Annotated in this window: 21 protein-coding genes, 1 tRNA gene and 1 other RNA gene; 13 read left to right on the forward strand and 10 right to left on the reverse strand. The window is 76.5% G+C overall.

Annotated elements, in window-relative coordinates; all coding sequences use genetic code 11:
- Nucleotides 1–37 precede the first annotated feature (37 nt).
- Nucleotides 38–331, forward strand: coding sequence for a GNAT family N-acetyltransferase (locus AC3WUG_RS01770; protein WP_147794932.1), 294 nt, complete (start codon nucleotides 38–40; stop codon nucleotides 329–331).
- A gap of 22 nt (nucleotides 332–353) precedes the next feature.
- On the opposite strand, the gene AC3WUG_RS01775 is transcribed toward AC3WUG_RS01770, so the two are convergent.
- The gene (locus tag AC3WUG_RS01775; protein ID WP_492326065.1) at nucleotides 354–1,034 is read right to left on the reverse strand and encodes an HAD family hydrolase; all 681 of its coding nucleotides are present in this window, start codon (nucleotides 1,032–1,034) and stop codon (nucleotides 354–356) included.
- 106 nt (nucleotides 1,035–1,140) lie between these two features.
- On the opposite strand from AC3WUG_RS01775, the gene AC3WUG_RS01780 reads away from it, so the two are divergent.
- Nucleotides 1,141–1,788 carry a DUF998 domain-containing protein gene (locus tag AC3WUG_RS01780; RefSeq protein WP_492326066.1) on the forward strand — a complete coding sequence of 216 codons (648 nt, stop codon included), beginning with the start codon at nucleotides 1,141–1,143 and terminating at the stop codon, nucleotides 1,786–1,788.
- Here the strand turns inward: AC3WUG_RS01780 and AC3WUG_RS01785 are convergent.
- Nucleotides 1,778–1,942: a hypothetical protein gene (locus AC3WUG_RS01785; RefSeq protein ID WP_168216929.1), complete on the reverse strand. Its 165-nt coding sequence runs from the start codon at nucleotides 1,940–1,942 to the stop codon at nucleotides 1,778–1,780. The two genes, AC3WUG_RS01780 and AC3WUG_RS01785, sit on opposite strands and share 11 nt — an antisense overlap.
- A 120-nt stretch (nucleotides 1,943–2,062) precedes the next feature.
- Here AC3WUG_RS01785 and AC3WUG_RS01790 point away from each other — a divergent pair, with 120 nt between their 5' ends.
- Nucleotides 2,063–2,887: a MerR family transcriptional regulator gene (locus AC3WUG_RS01790; RefSeq protein WP_492326067.1), complete on the forward strand. Its 825-nt coding sequence runs from the start codon at nucleotides 2,063–2,065 to the stop codon at nucleotides 2,885–2,887.
- A gap of 46 nt (nucleotides 2,888–2,933) precedes the next feature.
- Here the strand turns inward: AC3WUG_RS01790 and pgm are convergent, their stop codons facing one another.
- Nucleotides 2,934–4,607 carry a phosphoglucomutase (alpha-D-glucose-1,6-bisphosphate-dependent) gene (pgm, locus tag AC3WUG_RS01795; protein WP_492326068.1) on the reverse strand — a complete coding sequence of 558 codons (1,674 nt, stop codon included), beginning with the start codon at nucleotides 4,605–4,607 and terminating at the stop codon, nucleotides 2,934–2,936.
- Between the two features lie 96 nt (nucleotides 4,608–4,703).
- Here pgm and AC3WUG_RS01800 point away from each other — a divergent pair, with 96 nt between their 5' ends.
- The 3 genes from AC3WUG_RS01800 to AC3WUG_RS01810 all read left to right on the forward strand — a co-directional run bounded on the left by AC3WUG_RS01800 (nucleotide 4,704) and on the right by AC3WUG_RS01810 (nucleotide 7,076).
- Nucleotides 4,704–5,528, forward strand: a complete 825-nt coding sequence (locus AC3WUG_RS01800) for a DUF5926 family protein (RefSeq protein ID WP_492326069.1) — start codon at nucleotides 4,704–4,706, stop codon at nucleotides 5,526–5,528.
- Between the two features lie 191 nt (nucleotides 5,529–5,719).
- Entirely contained in the window at nucleotides 5,720–6,598 is an 879-nt protein-coding gene (locus AC3WUG_RS01805; protein ID WP_492326070.1) for a glycosyltransferase family 2 protein, read from the forward strand.
- Nucleotides 6,599–6,701: 103 nt separating this feature from the next.
- Nucleotides 6,702–7,076 carry a VOC family protein gene (locus AC3WUG_RS01810; RefSeq protein ID WP_492326071.1) on the forward strand — a complete coding sequence of 125 codons (375 nt, stop codon included), beginning with the start codon at nucleotides 6,702–6,704 and terminating at the stop codon, nucleotides 7,074–7,076.
- 66 nt (nucleotides 7,077–7,142) lie between these two features.
- Here the strand turns inward: AC3WUG_RS01810 and AC3WUG_RS01815 are convergent.
- From AC3WUG_RS01815 to AC3WUG_RS01825, 3 genes are all read right to left on the reverse strand, one after another.
- Nucleotides 7,143–7,227 (reverse strand) — tRNA-Ser (locus AC3WUG_RS01815).
- A gap of 396 nt (nucleotides 7,228–7,623) precedes the next feature.
- Nucleotides 7,624–7,995 (reverse strand): roadblock/LC7 domain-containing protein, encoded by a 372-nt coding sequence (locus AC3WUG_RS01820; protein WP_492326072.1) that lies wholly within the window; start codon nucleotides 7,993–7,995, stop codon nucleotides 7,624–7,626.
- Between the two features lie 37 nt (nucleotides 7,996–8,032).
- The gene (locus tag AC3WUG_RS01825; protein WP_218705396.1) at nucleotides 8,033–8,398 is read right to left on the reverse strand and encodes a hypothetical protein; all 366 of its coding nucleotides are present in this window, start codon (nucleotides 8,396–8,398) and stop codon (nucleotides 8,033–8,035) included.
- Between the two features lie 215 nt (nucleotides 8,399–8,613).
- On the opposite strand from AC3WUG_RS01825, the gene ffs reads away from it, so the two are divergent.
- From ffs to AC3WUG_RS01855, 6 genes are all read left to right on the forward strand, one after another.
- Nucleotides 8,614–8,710, forward strand: an RNA gene (gene ffs / locus AC3WUG_RS01830) — signal recognition particle sRNA small type.
- A 204-nt stretch (nucleotides 8,711–8,914) separates the two neighbouring features.
- Nucleotides 8,915–9,625: an ABC transporter ATP-binding protein gene (locus AC3WUG_RS01835; RefSeq protein WP_492326073.1), complete on the forward strand. Its 711-nt coding sequence runs from the start codon at nucleotides 8,915–8,917 to the stop codon at nucleotides 9,623–9,625.
- Complete coding sequence (locus AC3WUG_RS01840; RefSeq protein ID WP_492326074.1) at nucleotides 9,622–10,998, forward strand: FtsX-like permease family protein; 1,377 nt, start codon at nucleotides 9,622–9,624, stop codon at nucleotides 10,996–10,998. The genes AC3WUG_RS01835 and AC3WUG_RS01840 overlap by 4 nt, the downstream gene beginning before the upstream one ends.
- Nucleotides 10,999–11,123: 125 nt before the next feature.
- Nucleotides 11,124–12,947: a serine/threonine-protein kinase gene (locus tag AC3WUG_RS01845; protein WP_492326075.1), complete on the forward strand. Its 1,824-nt coding sequence runs from the start codon at nucleotides 11,124–11,126 to the stop codon at nucleotides 12,945–12,947.
- 149 nt (nucleotides 12,948–13,096) lie between these two features.
- The gene (locus tag AC3WUG_RS01850; RefSeq protein ID WP_492326076.1) at nucleotides 13,097–14,305 is read left to right on the forward strand and encodes an alpha-hydroxy acid oxidase; all 1,209 of its coding nucleotides are present in this window, start codon (nucleotides 13,097–13,099) and stop codon (nucleotides 14,303–14,305) included.
- A complete protein-coding gene (locus tag AC3WUG_RS01855; RefSeq protein WP_492326077.1) occupies nucleotides 14,302–15,759 on the forward strand; it encodes an FAD-binding oxidoreductase in 1,458 nt (485 codons plus the stop codon). Before AC3WUG_RS01850 ends, AC3WUG_RS01855 begins: the two co-directional genes overlap by 4 nt.
- Before the next feature lie 128 nt (nucleotides 15,760–15,887).
- On the opposite strand, the gene AC3WUG_RS01860 is transcribed toward AC3WUG_RS01855, so the two are convergent.
- The 4 genes from AC3WUG_RS01860 to AC3WUG_RS01875 form a co-directional block, all read right to left on the reverse strand.
- Entirely contained in the window at nucleotides 15,888–16,487 is a 600-nt protein-coding gene (locus tag AC3WUG_RS01860; RefSeq protein WP_210417435.1) for a methionine ABC transporter permease, read from the reverse strand.
- 59 nt (nucleotides 16,488–16,546) lie between these two features.
- Nucleotides 16,547–17,617 (reverse strand): methionine ABC transporter ATP-binding protein, encoded by a 1,071-nt coding sequence (locus tag AC3WUG_RS01865; RefSeq protein WP_492326078.1) that lies wholly within the window; start codon nucleotides 17,615–17,617, stop codon nucleotides 16,547–16,549.
- 116 nt (nucleotides 17,618–17,733) lie between these two features.
- A complete protein-coding gene (locus AC3WUG_RS01870; RefSeq protein ID WP_492326079.1) occupies nucleotides 17,734–18,633 on the reverse strand; it encodes a MetQ/NlpA family ABC transporter substrate-binding protein in 900 nt (299 codons plus the stop codon).
- Nucleotides 18,634–19,220: 587 nt separating this feature from the next.
- The gene (locus tag AC3WUG_RS01875; protein ID WP_492326080.1) at nucleotides 19,221–20,132 is read right to left on the reverse strand and encodes a MetQ/NlpA family ABC transporter substrate-binding protein; all 912 of its coding nucleotides are present in this window, start codon (nucleotides 20,130–20,132) and stop codon (nucleotides 19,221–19,223) included.
- A 562-nt stretch (nucleotides 20,133–20,694) separates the two neighbouring features.
- Between AC3WUG_RS01875 and AC3WUG_RS01880 the strand changes: the two genes are divergently transcribed.
- The gene (locus AC3WUG_RS01880) at nucleotides 20,695–24,009 is read left to right on the forward strand and encodes a DNA polymerase III subunit gamma and tau (RefSeq protein ID WP_492326081.1); all 3,315 of its coding nucleotides are present in this window, start codon (nucleotides 20,695–20,697) and stop codon (nucleotides 24,007–24,009) included.
- The last annotated feature ends 292 nt before the right edge of the window (nucleotides 24,010–24,301 follow it).

Here is a 24,301-nt window from a genome sequence, read left to right on the forward strand (position 1 = left end):
CTCGCGCATTCCGGCGCCCCGTGCGGATACTCGGGGCATGACGACGCGCGTGACGGACGTGACCGACCAGCAGCGGTTCGAGATCACCGACGCCGAGGGCACCGTCCTCGGCGTCGCGGAGTACCAGCGGCGCCCCGGCGTCGTCGTGTTCACGCACACCGAGGTCGACCCGCGCCAGGAGGGCCACGGCATCGGGTCGACGCTGGTCCGCGAGGCGCTGGACGCCGTGCGCGCCGCGGGCGACCGGATCGAGCCGCGCTGCCCGTTCGTGCGGGCCTACGTCGAGGAGCACCCCGAGTACCGCGACCTGGTGGTCGACCCGGTCGGCTGAGCCCGCCCCGGGCCCCGCGGGGTCAGCCCCGCAGCAGCGCCCCCACCGGCGTCGCGTCGAGGTCCCGCAGCAGCGCCGCGACGTCCTCGACCACGTCGGCCGCCCCGGCGTCCCGGAGCTCGGCCTCCGAGGTGCCGCCGGACAGCACGCCGACGCACGGCACGCCCGCCCGCACCGCGGCCTCGACGTCCCACACGGAGTCGCCGACGAACACCGCGCGCCCGGCCGGCACCCCGGCCAGGTCGAGCGCGGCGTGCACCAGGTCGGGCTCGGGCTTCGCCTCGTCCACGTCCTCCGCGCCGGTGACCTGCACCAGGTCGTCGACGTCGAGCGTCGCCCGGAGCCTCTCGAGCTCCTCCGGCGCGGCGGACGTCGACAGCACCACGCGCACCCCGCGGTCGGCCAGCGACCGGATCAGGTCCCGCGCGCCGTCGAACGGCCGCAGCAGGTCCCCGAGCTCGGCGTACCGCGCGGTGTGCCGCTCCTTGGCCTCGTCGCCGAGCCGGTCGGCGTCGTCCCCCAGCAGCTCGCCGATCAGCCGGCCGGAGCCCATGCCGATTCGGCGGTGCACGCGCCAGGCGTCGACGGGGTGCCCGACCTCCCCGAACGCGCGGACCCAGGCGTGCACGTGCAGGAAGTTGGAGTCGACTAGCGTCCCGTCGATGTCGAGCAGGACGGCGGTCGGTGCGTCGGTGCCGGTCATGCCCACCGGTCTAGCCGCTGCCCGCCCGGCCCGCGACCGGGAGCGCCCGGCCGCGACCCGGGATCCCTGGCGCGCGGGCGCCCGCGGCGCGGGCTAGCGTGCGGCGGTGCCCCGCCCGAGCCGCCCGTCCCCGACCGTCCCCGGCCCGCGTCCGTGGGTCCTCGTCCCGGCCGTCGCCGCGCCGGTCGCGATGATCGGCGGCTGGCTGCTCGCCGAGGCCCTGGCGCCCGGGTTCGACCCGGTGGTCCGCACGATCAGCGAGCTCGCCACCGCCGACGTGCCGCACCCGGGCGTGATGACGGCCGGCCTCCTGGTCACCGGGCTCGCGCACATGGTGACCGCCGCAGGGCTGCGCGGCGTGCCGCTGACGGGCCGTCTGGTTCTCGCGCTCGGCGGTGCCGCGACGGCCGCCGTCGGGCTGCTGCCGCTCGACCGGGACCCGCACGCGCACGGGGTCGCCGCGGCCGTGGCGTTCGGGGCGCTGGCGCTGTGGCCCGCGGCCTCGGCGCGCCGGTCCGGTGCGGGGCCGCTGCGGCCCGTGGTCGCCGTCCCCGCGACGGCCGTGCTGCTCGGGCTGCTGGGCTGGTTCGTCGCCGAGCAGGCCCGGGGCGGGGCCCTCGAGGGCCTGGCCGAGCGCGCCGTGGCGGGCGCGGAGTCGCTGGCGCCCCTGGCGCTGGTGCTCGCGCTGCGGGTGTCGCGCCGCCGCGCCGGGTCGTCGCTGAGGCCCGGCGCGGCGGGCGGTCTCAGGGGTTGAGGTACGAGCCCGGGTCCTGGTCGGACGGGCTGGCGTCCGGCATCGACCGGGCGACCTCCTCGTCCGAGACCTCCTCGTCGCGGATCTCGTCCACGTCCGGCTCGGTCAGGGCGTCGGGGGAGTCCTCGGGGAACGGCGTGACGTCCTCGCTCATCACTGCTCCTTCGCTGCGGGTGAGCCGCCCACGCTAGGCGCGTCGCGGCCGGCCCGCGCGTCGAACGCGGGCGGGCCGGGGCTGGACCCTCACACGGTGGCAGGGTGTGCAGTCGTGGACATGTCCGACACCCGGCTCCTCACGATCGGCGAGTACTCCCGCCTGTTGATGCTCAGCGTCCGCATGCTGCGCCACTACGACGAGCACGGCGTCCTGCCGCCCACCCGGGTCGACCCGTTCAGCGGGTACCGGAGCTACCACCCCGCGCTGCTGCGCACGGCCGGACGCATCCGGGCGCTGCGCGACGCCGGGGTGGGGATCGCCGACCTGGCGGCCTGCGCCCCGTTCGACGACGTGGCGCGGTTGCGGGCGGTGCTGCTCGAGCGGCGTCGCGCGGCGGAGGAGGAGATCGCCCTCGCCGAGGGCCGGCTGTCGGACATCGACCGATTCCTCACCGATCTGGAAGGACCCGTCATGTCCACCCACCCTGTCCGCACCACCCTGCCCGCCCGACGCGTCGCGTCCCTGCGGGCCGTGATCCCGGCGTACGGCGACGAGGGGCTGCTGTGGCAGCGCCTCGGGGCCGCGCTCGAGGCGTCCGGGGCGGTCCCGGCGCCGGACGCGTCCGCGGTCGCCGTGTTCCACGACGAGGGCTTCGTCGACCACGACCCGGACGTCGAGGTCCAGCTCGACGTGACCGGGGAGTTCACCGGCCGGGACGGCGTGCGCCACGTCGAGGAGCCGCCCGTCGACGCCGTGGTCGCCGAGCTCCGGGGCCCGTACGACGGGGTCTCCGGGGTGATGGCCGACCTCGGCGAGTGGATCGCCACCCACGGCCTGCGGGTCGCCGGGCCCATGCGCAACGTGTACGTGGTGGGACCGGTCACCGAGCCCGACCCGGCGGCCTGGGTGACCCGGGTCTGCCTGCCGGTCGCCGAGGCGTGAGACCCGCGCCGGCCCGGCTCGTGGGAGCCGGGCCGGCGCGTCGCCCTCAGCCGCCGAGCGCGTCCGAGACGACGTCCTTCGCGGCCTCCTGCACCTGCGTCAGGTGCTCGGGGCCCACGAACGACTCGGCGTAGATCTTGTAGACGTTCTCCGTGCCGGACGGCCGCGCGGCGAACCAGGCGTTCTCGGTCGTCACCTTGAGGCCGCCGATCGCCGCGTCGTTGCCCGGCGCCGACGTGAGCTTCGCGGTGATGTCCTCGCCGGCGAGCGTCGTGGCCGTCACCTGCTCCGGCGACAGCTTCCCGAGCGTGGCCTTCTGCTCGAGGGTCGCCGGCGCGTCCACGCGGGCGTACCAGGACTCGCCGAACCGGCCGACGAGCTCCGCGTGGTGCTGCGACGGGGACTTCCCGGTCGTCGCCAGGATCTCCGAGGCCAGGAGCGCCAGGATGATGCCGTCCTTGTCGGTGGTCCACACCGAGCCGTCCTTGCGCAGGAACGACGCCCCGGCCGACTCCTCGCCGCCGAAGCCGACCGACCCGTCGAGCAGGCCGGGGACGAACCACTTGAAGCCGACCGGGACCTCCAGCAGCCGGCGGCCGAGGTCGGCCGCGACCCGGTCGATCAGCGACGACGACACCAGGGTCTTGCCGATCGCGGCGTCCGCCGGCCAGCCCGGGCGCGCGCCGGAGTACAGGTACCGGATCGCCACCGCGAGGTAGTGGTTCGGGTTCATCAGCCCGGCGTCCGGCGTGACGATGCCGTGCCGGTCGGAGTCCGCGTCGTTGCCGGTCGCGATGTCGAACGGCGAGTCGCCCTGCATCGCCGTGACGAGCGACGCCATGGCCGACGGCGACGAGCAGTCCATCCGGATCTTGCCGTCCCAGTCCAGGGTCATGAACGACCACTGCGGGTCGACCCGCGGGTTCACGACCGTGAGGTCCAGCCCGTACCGCTCGGCGATCGCGCCCCAGTACTCGACGGACGCGCCGCCGAGCGGGTCCGCGCCGATCCGCACGCCGGCCGACCGGATCGCGTCCAGGTCGAGCACGTGCGTCAGGTCGTCGACGTACGCCCCGAGGAAGTCGTGCTTGCGGGTGGTGTCCGCGGCGAGCGCGGCGTCCACGCTGACGCGCGGCACCCGGTCCACGCCGCTCGCGAGCAGCTCGTTGGCCCGGTCCGCGATCCATGTCGTGGCCTCGGAGCCCGCCGGCCCGCCGTGCGGCGGGTTGTACTTGAAGCCGCCGTCCCGGGGCGGGTTGTGCGACGGGGTGACGACGATGCCGTCCGCCAGGCCGGGGCCGGTCGCGCGCACCCCCTCGGAGGTCGCGGCGCCGTTGTGCAGCAGGATCGCGTGCGACACGGCGGGCGTCGGGGTCCAGGAGTCGCGGGCGTCGACGCGCACCTCGACGCCGGCGGCCGCCAGCACCTCCAGCGCGGTCCGCCACGCCGGCTCCGACAGGCCGTGGGTGTCCCGGCCGATGAACAGGGGGCCGTCGGTGCCCTGGCTGCGGCGGTACTCGACGATCGCGGCGGTGATCGCGACGATGTGCGCCTCGTTGAAGGCGCCGTCGAGGCTCGAGCCGCGGTGGCCGCTGGTGCCGAACACCACGCGCTGCGCGGGATCCTCCAGGTCGGGGCGGCGGTCGTGGTACGCGGCGAGCATCGCCTCGACGTCCACGAGGTCGGAGGGCTGGGCAGGGGTTCCGGCGCGCGGGTCCATGGCCCGATCCTGCCACCGAAGACGGTCGCGCGGCTGGTCGAGCGGGCGACCTGCGGACCACGGCGGGGGCGCGTCGCGGCCCGGTAGCCTGGGTGCATGGCCTCTTCCTCCGTCGACTTCGTGCTGCGCCCCTTCGAGGGCCTCCCCGGCGAGCCCGACTGGGTCGCCCTGCGCGAGCTCGTGCCCGCCGCCACCGCGACCGCCCGCACGAACGCCGAGCACGGCGCGCGCGACGTCACGATCACCACCGTGCTCCCCGACGGCTGGGCCGCGCTGCACCGCGCCGACGGCGTCGTGCTGCTCGCGCTGCAGGTCGTCGGCGGCTCCGGCGACGCGAGCCGCGACCTCGCCGCGGCGCTGCTCGAGGCGCTCGACTCCGAGCCCGGCACCGCCGTGCAGGGCTCCGGCCTGGCGGGCCCCGGCCCGCGGCTGCAGGACGTGCTCGACACCACCGTGCCGTTCGAGGTGACGGTGGAGGAGAGCTTCGCCTACTGGGTCGCCGCCGACACCGAGATGACCCCGGACCTCAAGGCCGCCATCGAGGAGGCCGACGCGGGCGTCGTCGACACCAAGAAGCTCGCGGCCGTCGACGCGGCCTACTGGGTCCGCATGGGCGCCCGCGAGTACCTGCGCTGGGCGCAGCCGCACGACGAGCAGCAGGTCATCGACGGCCTCGCCCGGCTGCACGGCCGCCGCGAGTCCGGCTTCGAGGGCGCCAAGTTCATCGGCTACTTCCGGTCCAACGGCCTGGTCGTCCCGGTGTGGGAGCTGGCGCGCGGCAGCGAGGCCGAGGACATCGAGCAGGCCGTGACGGAGTTCGCGCCGCGCTTCGCGGCCGCGCTCGCCGACACCGAGCCCCTCGACGCGAACGCCCGCCGCGCCCGCGCCGGCATCGTCGCCCGGCAGGTCACGCTCCGCTGAGCCCCTCCGCAGGCCGCCCCGCCGCACCGCCCCGGTGCACGCCGGGGCGGCCTGCGGCGTCCCGGCCCGGGACGCCCGCGCGGAGCCGCTGGTGACGGCGCCGCGCCGCCCGTGTGACCGTCGTGTGCAGCGTCCGCGTGTCCGGCCCTGGACGGCGCGCGCGGCCCGGCCGGCTCGATAGGCTGACCCGCGTGACGGGCGAGGCGGAGGACAGGACCGAGGATCGATCGGTCGACGACCGCCCTGCCCGGGCGGAGGAGCCGGCCCCGCGCAAGCCCCGACGGTCCCCGCCCCAGCAGCCCGCGCCGCTCGAGGCGCCCACGACCACCGCCCGCACCGGCCGGTCCCGGCAGCGCGTCGCCGTCGTCATCCCCGCCAAGGACGAGTCCCGCCGGATCGCCGCCACCGTCCGGTCCGCGCGGGCGATCCCGCACGTCGACCTGGTCCTCGTCGTCGACGACGGCTCGGAGGACAACACCCAGCACGTCGCCCGCGAGGCCGGCGCCGTCGTCGTGCGGCACTCGCACAACCGGGGCAAGGCCGCCGCGATGGAGACCGGCGCCGCCGTCGTCGCCATGCGGGACGCGCCGGACCGCCCGCCGCGGCTGCTCCTGTTCATCGACGGCGACCTCGGCGACACCGCCGTCAACACCGCCCCGCTCGTCCCGCCGGTGCTCGAGGGCACCGCCGACGTGTCGATCGCGCTGCTGCCGCCCCAGCCCGGTGCCGGCGGGCGTGGCATCGTCGTGGGCGCCGCCCGGCGCGCCATCCAGTCGCTGACCGGGTGGACCCCGACGCAGCCGCTGTCCGGCATGCGCTGCCTCACCCGTGAGGCCTTCGAGGCCGCGACGCCGCTCGCCCGCGGCTGGGGCGTCGAGACCGGCATGACGATCGACCTGCTGCGCAAGGGGTTCGTCGCCGTCGAGGTCCCGTGCGACCTGCGGCACCGCGCCTCGGGCACCGACCTGCGCGGCCAGATGCACCGCGCGGCGCAGTACCGCGACGTGCAGCTCGCGGTGGCGGCGCGCCGGCTGCGCTCCATCGGGGCGGCGCCGCGCAAGAAGGGCTGACGCCCCACCCGCCCGGCCCCGGACCGCGTGTCGGGGGCCGGTCGTACCCTGGGCGCAGCCGATCCCGCAGCGGCGCGGGGTCGCCGGTCACGGGGGTGTGGGCATGGCACACGGCGACATCACGCACATCGACATCCCGGTCGACGACGTCGACCGGGCGAAGGGCTTCTACGGCACGCTGTTCGGCTGGCAGATCCAGGAGTACCCGGGCTACGAGGGCTACCCGATGTGGCAGGCCCCGAACAAGATCAGCGGCGGCGGGCTGGCCCCCCGGGACGAGAACTTCGACCGGCCGCGGTCCTACGTCGAGGTCGACTCCATCGACGACACGCTGCGCCGGGTCACCGAGCTCGGCGGGCGCGTCGTCCGGCCGAAGGCGGAGATCAGCGAGACGAGCTGGTGGGCGGTCTTCGTCGACACCGAGGGCAACGAGATCGGGCTCTACGAGGGGACGACGGACACCGACGGGACGGAGTGACGCCCGCACCGGACATGACGAAGGGCCCGCCACCTGCGCGAACGCGGTGGCGGGCCCGTCGACCTGCGGAGGATGGGGGATTCGAACCCCCGAGGGCGTGAACCCAACACGCTTTCCAAGCGTGCGCCATAGGCCACTAGGCGAATCCTCCCGGCCGTAAGAGGGTACCCGAGCCGGAGCCGTGCTCGGTAACCGGGCCGACCGCGCCCGGCCGAGGCGTCCCCCGACGCGGCTGGCGGACCCGTGTGGTGGGCTGCCCCGCGTGCCCTGACCGGTCCCGCCCCGCCCGTGCGCCGCGTGCGCGCCGACGACCGCGAGCCCGTCGACGCGGGCGCGTGGTTCACCCGGGTCCCCGCGGTGGCGCAGGTGCTGCGGGACGGCTGGGACCTGGGGCGGGTTCCTGGCGGCTCCGGAGCGCTACCTGCGCCGCCTGGACGACTGACAGACGGCCCGTCGCCGGCCCGCCCGACGCCGAGCGCGGTGGCTCCCGCCGAGCGCGGTACCCCCTGCCGCCGCGCTCGGCGCGGACGACCGCGCTCGGCGGGGGTCAGGCACCCCCGTCGAGCGCCAGCAGGTGCTCCACCTGCGGCGCCAGCACCCGCTGCAGCAGCACGAGATTGACCGTCGGCTCGGTGACGACGGCCAGCGCGAACCGGTCGCCCACGGGCGTCGCGACCACGGCCCCGTCGTCGGTCCGGACGGTGCACGTCGCCAGGCCGGTGAGCGAGGCGCCCGCGGCGGTGTGGTGGGCCATCTCGACGCAGGCGACGACGAGGGCGGCGAGCCGGTCGCGGTCCTCCTCCGGCCCGTCGTCGCTGAACGGCGTCCCGTCCCGCTGGACGAGGAGGACGCGACGGATCCCGTCGACGGCGTGCCGCAGCGTGGCGGCGACCTGCAGGCCGTTCTGGCGGATGATCATGCCGCGGCGTCCTCCTCGTGCGGTCGGTCGGTGGTGCTCAGAGGTCCAGGTCGCGCTCGAGGTTGAGCAGCTGCCGGCGGGCCATCGCGAGGTTCGCGCGGCTGCGGTCCAGGACCAGGTAGAGGAACAGGCCCTGGCCGTGCGCGCTCTGCAGCAGGCGGATCAGGTGCAGCTGGCTGGTCAGGGTGATGAGGATGTCCTCGATGCCGTCGGACAGACCGAGGGACGCGAGGGTGCGGAACTTGGCGCGCACCACGTCGGTGTTGCCGGCCGCGGCGAGGTCCAGGTCGATGCCGCCGCCGGCGGAGCCGAGGAGCATTCCGGAGTCGAAGTCGACGAGCGCGACGGCGGTCGCACCCTCGATGGACATGGCGGCGGTGAGGGTCTGGTCGACGGTGGCCACGCGGGTGCCTTTCGCAGGGGCGGTCGGGGCCGCCGGGGGGTCGAGGGGGCGCGACGCGAGTCGTGGGACGTCTGGCCGCACTGTGCCGTATCGACAGGTCAGCGGCGGTGCTGCACCCCGGGCGCGGGTGATCCGGTGCCCCGATCGGGCGTCGACCGGGAGTCGGCGGGGCCGTGACGCGGCGAAACGGACGTCCCGGCTGCGTTAGGCTGGGGGCAGACCCCTCGTGCGGCGTCATCTCGCTGAACCCCCCCAGGGCCGGAAGGCAGCAAGGGCAGGTGAGCTCTGGCGGGTGTGCGGGGGGTCCTCGCATGCCCGGGCCCGACCGCGCAGGACCCGTGCAGGACCCGCGCAGGCCCCGCGCAGGCCCCGCGCAGGCCCCGCGGGTCGCCCGGAGGTCGTCCGTCCCCGGTCGGACCCGGCGCCCGGCCTCCGCCCCCGGTCGCAGCCGGCGCCCCCCGAGGACGCGACCGCGGCACGACGCGCCGGCCCCGCGCGCGGCGGGACGCTGGCGGCATGAGCACGACGACCCCCGGCCCCCGGCTGTCCGCCCGCGGCCTCGTGAAGCAGTTCGGCGCGACGACCGCGCTCGCCGGAGTCGACCTGGACGTGGCCCCCGGCGAGTCGGTCGCCGTGATGGGGCCCTCCGGGTCGGGCAAGTCCACCCTGCTGCACTGCCTCGCCGGCATCCTCGTCCCCGACGCCGGCACGGTGGCGCTGTCGGGGCGCGGGCTGCACGACCTCGACGAGCGCGAGCGCTCGCTCGTGCGCCGGCGGCAGTACGGCTTCGTGTTCCAGTTCGGCCAGCTGCTCGCGGAGCTGCCGGCGATCGAGAACGTGGCGCTGGCGCCGATGCTGCTCGGCACGTCCCGCAGGGAGGCCACGGAGCTCGCGGGCCGGTGGCTCGCGTCGCTGGGCCTCGCGGGGATGGAGGGTCGGCGCCCCGGGGAGCTGTCCGGCGGCCAGGCGCAGCGGGTGGCGGTCGCCCGCGCCCTGATCACGGGACCCGAGGTGGTGTTCGCCGACGAGCCGACCGGCGCGCTCGACCAGGCCACCGGCCACGAGGTGATGCGGGTACTCACGGAGACCACCCGGCTCGCGGGCGCGTCGCTGGTCGTGGTGACGCACGACGCCGGCGTGGCGGCGTGGTGCGGGCGGCGCGTCGAGGTGCGCGACGGCCGCGTGGTGGCGGACGAGCGCCGCGTCCCGCAGGGCGGTCTGCGGTGAGCGCCGTGCTCGCCCTGGCGCCGCGGCTGCGCCGCGCCGGCGGCCGGGACAGCCGGCTGACGACCGCGCTCGCGGTGGCGGCGTTCGCGGTGATGACGGCATTGACGCTGTCCGTGATCGGCGGGCTCCTGGGCTTCGCCGGCCGCGCCGCGGACCCCGCGGACGCCTACCAGCGCGCGAACGGCGACACCTACGTGGTGTTCGCGTGGACGGCCGTCGTGCTGCTGGTGGTGCCGCTGCTCACGCTCGGCGGGTCGGCGGCCCGGCTCGGGGTCGCACGGCGGGACGCCCGGCTGGCGACGCTGCGGCTGCTCGGCGTCACGCCCCGCGAGGTGGTCGCGCTCACCGTCGTCGAGACCGCGTGGCAGGGGCTGGCGGGGGCGGTGGCGGGCGCGCTGGGGTACGTCGCGCTGCTGCCGGTGTGGACGCGGGTGCCGTTCCAGGGGTCGACGTTCTCCGCGGGGGAGCTCTGGGTCGGGTGGCCGGTCCTCGCCGCCGCGTGCGTGGTGGTGCCCCTGCTGGCGGTGGTGAGCGGCGTCGTCTCGCTCCGCCGGGTCGTGGTGTCGCCGCTCGGGGTCGCCCGGCGGCAGACGCCCCCGAGGATGCGGGCCGTGCGGGCGGTGCTGGCGCTGGCCGCGATGGGCCTGTTCATGGTCGTCACCCTGGTGCTCGGGCAGCTCGGGGCGTTCGCGATCGCGTTCGCCATCGGGTCGCTGGCGCTCGGGTTCGCGGCGCTGAACCTCGTCGGCCCGTGGGCGCTGGGGCTGGTCGGCCGGCTGCGGGTGCGCCGGGCGCGGACGCCCGCGCAGCTGCTCGCGGCGCGCCGCCTGGTCGACGACCCGCGCGCGACGTGGCGGGTGGTCGGCGGGCTCGGCCTGGCCGGGTTCGTCGCGGGGGCGCTGGCCGTGGTGCCGCTGCTGGCGTCGGGGTCGGCCGGCGACGGCGCGTCCGTCGCCGAGGTCGCGGAGATGCGGACCTTCACCGGCGACCTCATGCGGGGCGCGCTGCTCACGCTGGCGATCACGTTCCTGGTCGCGGCCGCCTCGGCGGGGATCACCCAGGCGGCGACGGTGCTGGACCGGCGCCGGGAGTACGCGCTCCAGGTGCTCGCGGGCACCCCGGTGGCGCTGCTCGACTCCGTGCGGCGCCGCGAGGTGCTCGTGCCGATGCTGCTGGTCGCGGTGGGGTCGGCGGCGACCGCGGTGCTGATGATGTCGCCGGTGTTCGGGGTGGCCGGCGTGACGGACCCCAGCGGGCTGCTGCTGCTCGTGACGTGCCTCACGGCCGGGTGCCTGCTGGTGCTCGGGGCGACCGAGACGAGCCGGCCGCTGCTGCGCTCCGTCCTGGCGGAACCGCAGGTCAGGCCCGACTGAGCCGGCCGGCGGGCGGGACGCGGGCCACCGGGCCCCGTCCCCCGTGCAGGTGACACCGCCCGTCTCGACGCGCGCGTGCGAGGGTCCCCGGTGATCCTGGTACTCCACGTCGAGGAGGTTCGTCGATGGGTGACCATCTCGAGCAGGCGACCGCGCCTGCCCCCGACGTCGCGCCCGGAGCCGGGCTGCGCCCCCGGGAGCACGCGCTGTCCGCGGGGACGGTGCTCGGCGGTCGCTACACGCTCGGGGAGCGCCTGGGTCGCGGCGGCATGGCGGAGGTCTACCTCGCGCACGACCGGGTCCTGGCCCGGGACGTGGCCGTGAAGGTGTTCCACCCGTCGGCGACCGGGCACGACGACGAGGAGCGGCACGGCGCCGAGATGCGGCTGCTCGCCCGGCTCGGCCACCCCGGCCTCGTGATGATGCTCGACGCGGGCACCACCGAGCTGCCCGGCGGCGAGATGCAGGACTTCCTGGTCATGGAGCTGGTGCGCGGCCCGTCGCTGGCCGCCCGGCTCGCGGAGGGCCCGCTGTCCGCGGAGGACGCGGCCCTGGTCGGCGTGCACGTGGCCGAGGCGCTGGCGTACATCCACGACGAGGGCGTCGTGCACCGCGACGTGAAGCCCGGCAACATCCTGCTGCCCCCGGCAGGCCGGGGCGGCGCGGGCGGCTCGTGGACCAAGCTGACGGACTTCGGCATCGCCCGCGTCCGGGCCGACGAGACCGCGACCGCGACGCAGGAGCTCCTCGGCACCCCGTCCTACCTCAGCCCGGAGCAGGCGACCGGCGGACGCCTCACGGCGGCGTCCGACGTCTACGCGCTCGGGCTCGTGCTGGTCGAGTGCCTCACCGCCGAGCGGGCGTTCCCCGGTGACGCGCTGACCTCCGCGGTGGCGCGGCTGCACCGGCCGGTCCCGCTGCCCGAGCGCTTCGGGCCGCGGTGGGCGGAGCTCATCGGCTCGATGACCGCGCTGGACCCGCTGGACCGGCTCACGGCGGCGGCCGCCGCCGAGGAGCTCCGGGCGCTGCTCCGCCCCGGCGCGCTCGGCGTGGGCCCGGTGGCGGGGGACATCGGTGCCGCGGCGGTCCCCCTGGGGACGGTGGCGCTGCCCGCGGTGGCGGTCCCGGTGGGTCCGGTGGACCCCGGGGCGCTCGAGGAGCACCCGAGCGGGCCGCTGCCCGACGGCCCCCTCGCCTCGGACCTCGTGGCTGACCTCGACGACGACCTCGACGCCCCCACGCTGGGCGTCGACCCCCGGCTGCTCGGGCTGCGCGCCGAGCCGGGCGCGCTCCGCGCGGACGCCCCCGCGGCGACCGGCGCCGACCCGGTGATCAGTGCCGGCCCGGCGACCGACGCGGGCGCGGCGGCGGCCACGGACCCCGGGCGGCGGCGACGCGGCGTCGTGGTGGGCACGGCGCTGCTCGGCGTGACGGCCGCCCTGGTGGTCGCGGCGAGCGCGCTGGCGCCGCACGCACCCGCCGCGGACCCGGCCGCCACGACGCAGGAGCCGGCCGTGGTGTCGCAGGAGGCGTCGGCCGAGCCGGACGACGCCACGACACCGGCCGTCGCGGAGCCGGAGACCGACGCCGGCCTCCCGGACGCGACCGCGGCGGAGCCGGGCACCGTGACCGTCGCGACGGGCGCGGGCGGCTCGTCGGCCACCGGCGACGGCGGCGCGGGCGGCCGGGCGGCCGGCGACGGCGCCGGGACGGCGGTCGCCGTCGTCGACCGGGTGGAGACCGGCGCGGGCGCGGCGGGACCCGGCGACGGCAAGGCCGACGCGGGGAAGCCCGGCCCGGCGGGCCCCGGGACCGGCGCCGACCCGGGGGCCGACGACGGAGCCGACGCGACCGAGGGCGGGCCCGGCCCCGCCGCGAACGCGAACGAGCGGGCGCACCAGAACGCGGCCGAGCGCGCGGAGCGCACGAAGGCCGACCGCGAGGACTGAACGCGCTGCCGCGGGTGCCCGCTCCGACCCCGGCGTCGCGGGTCACCACCCGTCGCGGGGTGAGTCGCGCCCCCGTCGGGCGCGTCCGCGGGGCTACCGTGCCCGGGCGGGGCCCGGAGCCGCCGGGCCCACCGGCGAGGAGGCGACACGTGCGGCGACGGCTGCAGACCTGGTCCGAGCTCAGGCCCCTGCTGCGGATGCGTCCGCTCGAGCTGGACCCGGTGGCCCGCCGGCTGTCCCGGGCGTACACGGTGCGGGACCTGCGGACGATCGCCCGGTCGCGCACCCCGCGGTCGGTGTTCGACTACGTGGACGGCGCCGCCGAGGCGGAGGTGTCGCTGCGCCGGGCCCGCCGGACGCTCCGGGACGTCGAGTTCCGCCCGTCGGTGCTGCGGGACGTCGGCGAGGTCGACCTGTCGACGACGGTCCTGGGCCGGCCCGCCGCGGCGCCGTTCCTGTACGCCCCGACCGGCTTCACGCGGATGATGCAGCACGAGGGCGAGCGGGCCGTCGCCCGGTCCGCGGCGCGCACCGGCGTCCCCTACACGCTGTCGACGATGGGCACGACGTCGATCGAGGACCTGGCCGCCGCCGCGCCCGACGGGCGGAACTGGTTCGGCCTGTACGTGTGGAAGGACCGCGGCGCGTCGACCGAGCTGATGGCGCGCGCGAAGGCCGCCGGCTACGAGGCGCTGGTCATCACCGTGGACACGCCGGTGGGCGGTGCCCGGCTGCGGGACAACCGGAACGGGTTCAGCATCCCGCCGGCCCTGTCGGTCAGGACCGTCGTCGACGGCGCGCTGCACCCGTCGTGGTGGCTGAACTTCCTCACCACGGAGCCGCTGCGGTTCGCGACGCTCGACTCCTGGCAGGGCACGATCGAGGAGCTCGCGGCGCACATGTTCGACCCGACGGTCGAGCTCGCCGACCTGGCGTGGGTGCGCGAGCACTGGGACGGACCGCTGGTGGTCAAGGGCGTGCAGACCGTCGCCGACGCCGAGCGCGTGGTCGGTGCGGGCGCGGACGCGGTGGTGCTGTCGAACCACGGCGGGCGGCAGCTCGACCGGGCGCCGGTGCCCCTGACGCTCGTCCCCGACACGGTGCAGGCGGTCGGCGACCGCGCCGAGGTGTACGTCGACACCGGCTTCTCGAACGGCGCCGACGTCGTGGCGGCGGTCGCCCTCGGCGCGCGCGCCGTCATGCTCGGGCGGGCGTACCTGTACGGCCTGATGGCCGGTGGTGAGCGCGGCGTCGACCGTGTCGGCACCATCCTGACCACCGAGATCGCCCGGACCCTCCGCCTGCTCGGCGTGCGGTCCCTGGCCGAGCTCACCCCCGAGCACGTGAGGCTGCCGTGACCGGGACCCGCACGCCCGTCGACCCCGGCCCCGCCGACCCGGGCCCGGCCGCGGCCGCCGCGGCGCCGGACGCCGCCGCGCTCGCGGCCGTCCTCGCCGACCTGCGCGCCGCGCTGCCCGCCGAGGCGCTGGTGACGGACGCCGACGCGCTGCGCGGCCGGTCCCAGGACGGCTCCGCGACCCCGCCCACCGGCGACCCGGTCGTGCTGGTGCAGCCGTCGACCACCGCCGAGGTCTCCGCCGTGCTCCGCGCCGCGCACGCGCACGGCGTCCCGGTCGTCCCGCAGGGCGCGCTCAGCGGGCTCGCCGGCGGCGCCAACGCCGTCCCGGGCGCGATCCTGCTGTCGACGGCCCGGATGACGGAGATCCGCCGGATCGACCCGGTCGACCAGGTCGCCGTCGTCCAGCCGGGCGTCGTCACCAAGGACCTGGTCGACGCCGTCGCCGCCCGCGGGCTGTTCTACCCGCCGGACCCGGCGTCGTACGCGCAGAGCACGATCGGCGGGAACATCGCGACCAACGCGGGCGGCATGCGCTGCGTGAAGTACGGGGTCACCCGGGACTTCGTGCGCTCGCTCGAGGTCGTGCTGGCCGACGGGGAGGTCGTCCGGACGTCACCGGAGACCGTGAAGGCGGTGGCGGGGCTCGACCTCACGGGGCTGGTCGTCGGCTCGGAGGGCACGCTCGCCGTCGTCACCGAGGCGACGCTCGGTCTGCTGCCCGCCCCGGGCCCCGACCGCGGCGTGTGCGCGACGTTCGCGACGGTGGGCGATGCGCTGGAGGCGGCGAACGCGATCATCGCGAGCCCGCACCGCCCGTCGACGCTCGAGCTGCTCGACGGCGTCGTGCTGGCCTCGCTGGTGGCGTACGACCCGGACGCCGGGCTGCCGGCGGGCGCCGAGGCGATGCTGCTGGCGATCACCGACGAGGCGGTCGGCGGCGTCGAGGACGTCGCGGCCTACGAGGCGATCGCGCGGGAGCACGGCGCCCTGACGGTCGACGTCGCGCACGACGAGCAGCGGCTGCACGCGCTGCTGCGCGCCCGACGGGCGTTCAACCCGGCGATGCGGGCCGTCCGCGGCGGCAGCATCAACGAGGACGTCGCGGTGCCGCGCACCCGGCTGCCCGAGCTCCTGGAGCGGCTGGGCGACATCTCCGGGCAGGTCGGGCTGCCGATCGGCACGGGCGGGCACGTCGGCGACGGCAACCTGCACCCGGTGATCGCGTTCGACCCCGCTGACCCGGGGCAGGTCGCCGCGGCGGCGGAGGCGCACGCGCGGATCCTCGGGCTCGCGGTCGAGCTCGGCGGGACCGTCACGGGCGAGCACGGCATCGGCACCGAGAAGCGCGGGGCGCTCGCGGGGGAGCTCGGCGAGCGCGTGCTGGCGATCCAGCGCGGCATCAAGGCGGTCCTGGACCCCCGGAACATCCTCAACCCGGGCAAGAAGCTCTAGCGCCGGCCGCCATACAGTCGCCGAGATAGGACCGCCCGGTCGAGATAGGGCCGTGGACGGTCCTATCTCGCCGGGCAGGTCCTATCTCGGCGCGAGGCGGCGGGCGCGCCGGCGGCGGGCGAGGCGCGTCAGCGGCGCAGGACCTTGCGGGCCAGGAAGTTGCCCAGGAACTGGGCGAGCTGGACCATCACCACGATCACCGCGACGGCGGTCCACGTGACCACGTCGTTGAACCGCTGGTACCCGTAGACGATCGCGAAGTCGCCGAGGCCGCCGGCGCCGATCGCGCCCGCGACCGCCGTCATGTCGACGATGCCGACGAACAGGAACGTGAAGCCCAGGATGAGCGGGCCGAGCGTCTCGGGGACGATCACGGTCGCGATGATCCGCAGCGGGCCCGCGCCCATCGCGCGCGCCGCCTCGACGACGCCCGGGTCGAGCGCCACCAGGTTCTGCTCGACGATCCGCGAGGTCGCGAACGTCGCCATGATCGCCAGCGCCGGGATCGCGGCCTCCACGCCGTAGGACGCCCCGGTGAGCGCCTGGGTCAGCGGCCGGACCGCGGTGATGAAGATGATGAACGGGATCGGCCGGACGATGTTGACCAGCACGTTGAGCACGACGAACACCGGCCGGTTGGCCAGGATGTTCCCCGCGCGGGTCACGTAGAGCGCGATGCCGAGCACGAGGCCGGCGAGCCCGCCGATCGCCAGGGCGGCGATCGCCATCTGCAGGGTCTCGCCGAGCGCCTGCCAGAGCTCGGGCCACAGGGAGACGCCGTTGGAGTTCACGCGCCCACCTCCTTGCTCGCGGGGCCGGCGTGGTCGCCGTCGGGGGCGTGCTCGATCACCTCGGTGTGCGCGCGGAGGTCCGCGAGGAACGCGTCGATCGCGGCGTCGGGGCCCTCCAGCGCGAAGGTGAGCGAGCCGAGCGGGCGGGAGTTCACCTCGGTGATGCCGCCGAACACCACGTGGCCGTCGATCCCGTGGGCGCGCAGGCGCTCGGTGACGATGATGCCGGCGGTCGCCTCGCTCTCCCGGATGGCGATCGTGACGATCCGGCCCGCGTGCCGCTCGCGCAGCCGGGCGACGACGTCGGGCCGGGGGCGGTCGTGCAGCGCGGCGCCGATGAACCGGCGCGTGATCGGCTGGGTCGGCTCCGCGAACACGCGGTAGACGTCGCCCTCCTCGACCACCTTGCCGTGCTCCATGACCGCGACCTTGTTGCACAGGTAGGAGACGACCGACATCTCGTGCGTGATGACCACGATCGTGACGCCGAGCTCGCGGTTCACCCGGCGGAGCAGGTCGAGCACGTCCTTGGTTGTCTCGGGGTCGAGGGCGCTGGTGGCCTCGTCGGCCAGCAGCAGGGCCGGCGACGTCGCGAGCGCCCGGGCGATGCCGACGCGCTGCTTCTGCCCGCCGGACAGCTGGTCGGGGTACTGCTTGGCCTTGTCGGACAGCCCGACGAACTCGAGCAGCTCGGCCACGCGGGCCTCGCGCTTGGCCTTCGGCCACTTCGCGACCCGCAGCGGGTACGCCACGTTCGCGGCGACCGTGCGGGACTTCAGCAGGTTGAACTGCTGGAAGATGAAGCCGATCCCGGCGCGGGCGGGGCGCAGGCCGCGCTCGGAGAGCCCGGTGAGCTCGGTGCCGTCGACCACCACCTGCCCGGAGGTCGGGGCCTCGAGCGCGTTGATCAGCCGGACCAGCGTGCTCTTGCCGGCGCCGGAGTAGCCGATCACGCCGAACACGTCGCCGCGCTCGATGTCGAGCGTGACGCCGTCGACGGCGCGCACGGGTCCTGAGGACCCGTCGAACACCTTCGTCACGTCACGCAGGGAGACCATCGCGGTCATCGGGGTCACCGTCCTGGGTGGGGGTCGCCCGCGGGTGCGGGTGGCGGGTGCCGGCGTCGCGCCGGCGGGCGGTCGTGCGCCGGACGACCCGCGGGCCGCCCGGCGCACCGTGTGCGTCAGCCGGCCGCGCGGACCTGGTCCTCGAGCTCCGTGAGGCTGGCCTGCAGCTCCTCGGGGCTCAGGTCCTGCTCGACCGCCGTGCCCTGGTTCTCCTCCAGGAGCTGGCCGATGACCTCGTCGCGGTGGTAGATCTCGATCAGGTCCGCGTACACCGGGTTGTCGACGTCCTCGGCCCGGGCGACCCAGATGTTCACGTACGGGCGGGCCGTGTCCGTGTCCTCCAGGTCGGAGTAGATCGCCGTCGTCGGGTCGATGCCCGCGTCGGCGGCGAAGTTGTTGTTGACCACCGCGGCGTCCAGGTCCTGCAGCTGGATCGCGGTCTGGTTCGCGTCGACGGGGACGACCTTCACGCGGGACGCCGCCTGGTCGATCTCGGCGGGGGTCGACAGCGCGTTGCCGCCGTCCTGGAGCGAGATGAGGCCGGCCGACTGCAGCACGAGCAGCGCGCGCGCCTGGTTGGTCGGGTCGTTCGGGATGGCGACCTCGCCGCCGTCCGGGATCTCGTCCGGCGACGCGTAGCCCTTGGTCGTGTACAGGCCGAGCTGGTAGATGACCGTCGCCCCGATGGGCGCGAGGTCGTCGTCCGCGCTGACGTTGTAGTTGGCGAGGAACAGCAGGTGCTGGAACTGGTTGAGCTCCAGCTGGCCCTCGCTGAGCACCGTGTTCGGCTGCTGGTAGTCGGTGAAGTTCACCAGCTCGACGTCGATGCCCTCCTCGGCCGCGAGGTCCGTGAAGGTGGTCCAGTACGCCTTCGACTTGTCCGTGACGCCGACGCGCACGGTCACCGGGTTGTCCGGGTCCGCGGTCGTCGGGGCGGCCGCGGGCTCGCCGCCGGAGCAGGCGGCGAGCGCGCCCACGGCGAGGGCGGCGAGGACGGCGGTCAGTCTGCGCTTCATGGTGGTGCTGCCTTCCGGTGGATCTGAGCGTGGGGCTCGGCTCGGGGCGAGCCCCGTGCGGGCCGGTCGCCGGGCCCGCGGGGCCGTGGCGTGCGGGGAGGCCGCGGCGCCGGTGGCGGGCCGACCGGCGGGGCCCCGGGGTGCCGGCGGCGGTGCTGCCGGGCCTGGGGCCGTGCGGAGGTGTCCGGTCGGGCCGGTCGGCTCGCTCAGGAGCGTCGGGCCGGGCGGGACGTCCGCCGCGGGAGGGCCGTGCTGCGAGGGTGCAGCGTCAGCACATTCGCTGACGACAGCACATGAGCCCGCAGGACGCCCCGGCCTGGACGCGCATCGGCTGCGCGCGGCGCTCGGAAGCGGCGTGGGTGCTCACGTGCTCGACTCCTGTCCCTGGGTGGGGGCGGACGCGGGCGACCCTAGCACCCGCCGGGAGCGCCGCGTCCGCGGGTCTCACGGCACCCGGGTGCCGCGCGATCACGGTGCCACCGGCGCCGCGGTCCCGCCACCGAACGGGTCCCCGAGGTCCGCCGCTCCCCGCGCGCGGACGGCGCCGACCCCGTCGCGGGGCCGGCGCCGTCCGTGGGGCGCGGTGCTCAGGCGTTCTCGCGGACCAGGTCCTCGAGGTCGGCCAGGTCGGACTGCAGCTCCTCGGCCGGCACGTCCTCGACCACGGCGGTGCCGCCGTTCTCCTCCACCAGCTGGTCGGTGACCTCGGGGGAGTGGTAGATCTCGATGAGCTGCTGGAACACCGGGTTGTCGGCGTCCTCGGCCCGGGCGACCCAGAGGTTGAGGTACGGCCGCGCGGTGTCGGTGTCCTCGAGGTCGGAGTAGATCGCGGTGGTCGGGTCGATGCCCGCGTCCGTCGCGAAGTTGTTGTTGATGATCGCGCCGTCCAGGCTCTGCAGCTGCACCGCGGTCTGGTTGGCGTCGACCGGGACGACCTTGACCTTCGACGCGGCCTCGTCGACCTCGGCCGGCGTCGAGAACGCGTTGCCGCCGTCGACCAGCGAGATCAGGCCGGCCGACTGGAGGACCAGCAGCGCGCGGGCCTGGTTCACCACGTCGTTCGGGATCGCGATCTCGGCACCCTCCGGGACGTCCTCCGGCGAGGCGTAGCCCTTGGTCGTGTAGAGGCCGAGCTGGTAGATCGCCGTCGAGCCGATCGGCTGCAGGTCGTCGTCGGAGTTCACGTTGTAGTTCGCCAGGTACAGCAGGTGCTGGAACTGGTTGAGCTCCAGGTCGCCCGAGCTGAGGATCGGGTTCGGCTGCGTGTAGTCGGTGAAGTTCACCAGCTCGACGTCGATGCCCTCGTCCGCCGCCAGGTCGGTGAACGTCGTCCAGTACTCCTGGGCCTTGTCGGTGACGCCGACGCGGACCGTGACGCGGTTGTCCGCGTCGGCGGTCGCGGTGGCCCCGGCCGAGCTCTCGCCGCCGCCGGACGCGCAGGCGGCGAGCGACGCGGTGGCGGCGATCGCGGCGATCCAGGCGGTCAGTCTGCGCTTCATGGGGATGTGCCTCTCGGGTGGGCCCGGCGGGGGACGTGCCGGGTCGGGGGTGCTGCGGGGGTCGGGGGTGGTGCGGGGTGCGCGCGGCGGGCCGCCGCCGGGGCGGGGTTCCGCCGGTCGGCTGCGGGGCGCGGGGCGCGGGGCGCGGGACCGGCGGGACGCGCGGCGCGGCCGGGACGGACCCGGGTGGCGCGTCGTCGGCCGCCGGTGCCGCCCGCGGTCAGGCCGTGGCGGTACAGCGACAGGCGACGGCCTGCGCGCCGGCGCACATCGAGAGGCGGCAGGTGGTCGTGGCGTGCTGGCGCATCGGGCTGCCTCCTCCTCGGGCGTCGGGCGCGGACCGGGAGCGGTCCGCGATGGCGGCGAACCTAGCCCGGCGTCTCGCGGGATGGAACACGGCGTCCGATATGTGGGATGCGGTATCGCGTGGGTGACGCGTCAGGCGCCCGCGGCCACCGCGGTCCGCCCGGGAACCGGCCGACCCCGACGCCCCGCCGTGGTCCGTCCCCAGGTGGCACCGGCGGGGTCCCGGGATGTCGGGAGTCCCCTCTAGAGTTCTGGGGTGACGACAGCCCTGTACCGCCGCTACCGGCCCGAGACCTTCGCGGAGGTCGTCGGCCAGGACCACGTCACCGCGCCGCTCCGGCAGGCGCTGCGCTCGGGGCAGACCAACCACGCGTACCTGTTCTCCGGCCCGCGCGGCTGCGGCAAGACGACGTCCGCCCGCATCCTCGCCCGCTGCCTCAACTGCGCGCAGGGCCCGACCGACACCCCGTGCGGCGTGTGCGAGTCGTGCGTCGAGCTCGCGCGCGGCGGTCCCGGCAGCCTCGACGTGGTGGAGATCGACGCGGCCAGCCACGGCGGCGTCGACGACGCCCGCGACCTGCGCGAGCGCGCCACGTTCGCGCCCGCCCGCGACCGGTACAAGGTGTTCATCCTCGACGAGGCGCACATGGTGTCGCCGCAGGGCTTCAACGCGCTGCTCAAGATCGTCGAGGAGCCGCCGGAGCACGTGAAGTTCATCTTCGCGACGACGGAGCCTGACAAGGTCATCGGCACCATCCGGTCGCGCACGCACCACTACCCGTTCCGGCTCGTGCCGCCGGACGTCATGGTCGGCTACCTGGACCAGCTGTGCACCACCGAGGGCGTGACGGTCGGCTCCGGCGTGCTGCCGCTCGTGGTGCGCGCCGGCGGCGGCTCGGTCCGCGACTCGCTCTCCGTGCTCGACCAGCTCATCGCCGGCTCCGGCCCGGAGGGGCTGGTCTACGAGGACGCCGTCGCCCTGCTCGGCTACACCCACGCGTCGCTGCTGGACGACCTGGTGGCGGCGGTCGCCGCGCGGGACGGCGCGAGCGCGTTCCGCGTCGTCGAGCGCGTGATCTCGACGGGCCACGAGCCGCGGCGGTTCGTGGAGGACCTGCTCGAGCGGCTGCGCGACCTCATCGTGCTGGCCGCCTCCGGCGACGCCGCCGCCGCCGTGCTGCGCGACGTGCCCGGCGACCAGATGGCGCGCATGCAGCAGCAGGCCGCGCACCTGGGTGCGGCCGAGCTGTCCCGGTCCGCCGACCTCGTGAACGCCGCGCTGTCCGAGATGACCGGCGCCACGTCGCCCCGGCTGCACCTCGAGCTGCTCATGGCGCGGCTGCTGCTGCCCGCGCTCGACGACTCCGCCTCGGGGCTCGGCGCCCGGGTCGACCGGCTGGAGCGCGAGGGCGTCCGCGTCGCGTCCGGTCCGGCCGGCGCGTCGACCGCCGCCGCCGCGCCGTCCGCGGCTGCCGCCCCCGCGTTCGCCCCCGCCGCGCCCGTCGAGCGGGTGGCCGTCGTGACGCCGCCGCCGGCGCCGCTGCCCGAGGCGTCCGCCGCCGCGGACGCGCCGCGGGGCGCCGCGGCCGACGTGGACGAGGCCGGCGCCTCGGCGACCGAGGTGGCCGTGCGCGGAGCCGGCACGGTCGACGACGCGGCGGACCCGACCCCGGCAGCCCCCGCCGCCGGAGGGGGCGACGACCCGACCGCGGACGGTGCCACCCCGGCGGACGAGCGGCGACCGGTCGGTCCCGTGCCGGCGGGCGAGCGGGGTCCGGAGGAGGGTCCCGCACCGACCGACGAGCGACGTCCGGCTGCCGGTCCCGCGTCGGCCGACGGGTCGGACCGGCCCGCCGAGGCAGCCCCGGTGGCCGTCGCGCCCGCCGCCGAGCACGCGCCGGTCGCGCACGACGTCCCGACGGCCGAGCCGGTGGCCCCCCCGGAGCGCCCGGCCGGCGCCGCGGGGGGCGGCGACACCGAGATGCTCCGCCGCCGCTGGCCCGAGGTCCTCGACACCCTGGCCCGGCTCAAGAAGACCACCTGGGTGCTGATCAGCCAGAACGCGCAGGTCGTCGAGCTCGACGCCACGACGCTCAAGCTCGGCTTCGGGGCGCCCGGGCTCGCGTCGGCGTTCCGCTCCGGCCCGCACGCCGACCTCGTCCAGCAGGCGGTGCGCGAGACGCTCGGGTTCACGGTCAAGGTCGAGCCGGTGCTGTCCGGCGACGGCGGCCCGGCTGCGGCACGGCCCGGTCCCGCGACCCCCTCGCCCGCGGGCCGGGGAGGGGGCACGCCGTCGGCCGCCGAGGCCGCGGCGTCCTGGGACGCGCCCGCCGCTCGACCGGCTCCCGTACCCGCACCCGTCCCGAGCCCGGTGGAGGCGGCGCGCGCGCCGCACGACGCCGCTGCGCCGGGGCCGTCCGGCGTCGACGCGCCCGCGGACGACGACCCCGACGCGGCGGATCCCTGGTCCTCCGCCACCGTGACGCCCGCGGCCGCCCCTCGGTCGGAGGGCTCGGACGACGAGGTGTCCGGTGCCGGCTCCGGCGTCGGCCCCGGCGTCGGCGCGGAGCAGGTCGGCGTGCCCGGCGCCGGTCCGAGGCAGGCCGACCGTCCCGGCGTCGGCGCGGCGCAGGCGGACCTCCCCCGCGACCAGCGGGAGCCGCAGGCACCGGACCTCGACGCGCCCGTGGCGCCCGGGCGCCCGGCGGCCGCCGCCCCCGCCGGGGTGGCGCGCGCGCAGGCGCCGGCCGCCGCGGTGTCCGACGACGGCTGGCCCGTGGTGGCACCGCTCGGCGGCGCCCGCGCCGCGTCCGGCACCACGACCGCCCGCGAGGACGCGCGACCCGGGGGCGAGGGCGAGGGCGCGCGACCCGGGGACGACGGCGGTCGCGAGAGCATCGCCGGACCGCGGGCCGCCGGCGACGAGCGACCGGGTCGGGACGGTGGCTCGACCGCAGGCCGTGGCGCCGCCCGGGGCACCGCGCCCGACGCGGGGGGACGCGACGGCGACGGGGTCGAGGACCGTGCTGACGCGGCGGACGAGGCCGGTGCCGCGGCCCGTCCCGGTGCGTCTGCGCGTGCGGGCGTCGACGGCCGGGCCGCCACGAGCGCGGGTGCGGCCCCGGAGGAGCGCCCCACCCCGCGCGGCGAGGGGAGCGGCCGCCCCGCCGCCCGCCCCGCGGCCACGGACCCGGGCGCGCCGCCGCCGTGGGACCCGCACCCCGACGACCCCGGCGCTCCGGAGCCGCCGGACGACGACTGGGCGCGCGACGTCCCGCTGCCCCCCGACCCGGGCCCGGACCCGTACGCGGCGGGGTCCTCCGCGCGCACGGCCGCGTCCGCCGCGCCGTCGTCGCCGTCCCCGAGCGGCGCGGACCGGGTCCGCGCCGCTGCCCGGGCCGCCGCTGCCGGCGGCGGTGCCGTCGCGACCGCGCCCCGGGTGGCCTGGGCCGACGACGAGCCGTCCATGGACGATCCCGACATCGGCTCCAGCAGCCTGTCCGGCATCCCGCTCCTCGCCCAGGCGCTCGGCGCGACGGTCATCGACGAGCCGGTCGACGAGGGCTACTGACCCTCGGTCCCGGCGAGCCGTTCGTCGGGGCGCCGAGTCGTCCACAGGTGCCGTGATCGTGCTCCGTCCCCAGGGCGAGGGCGGTCGCCGGGGTTCGCGTCGGTGGGCGTCGGTAGTGTCGTTCCATGGCATCTGACCTGCAGGAACACCCGGACGGCGACCCGGTCGCCGCCGTCGTGCTGCCGGTCTACGGGCCCGACGGGACCTGCCTGACCGACTTCGGCCCGGACCCCGTCGTGGCCGCCGGCGGGACACCGCGCACGGGCGAGCAGCGGCAGGTCGAGGCGATCGC

The sequence above is a fragment of the Cellulomonas sp. EB106-03-03-XG116 genome (genome assembly GCF_058792015.1).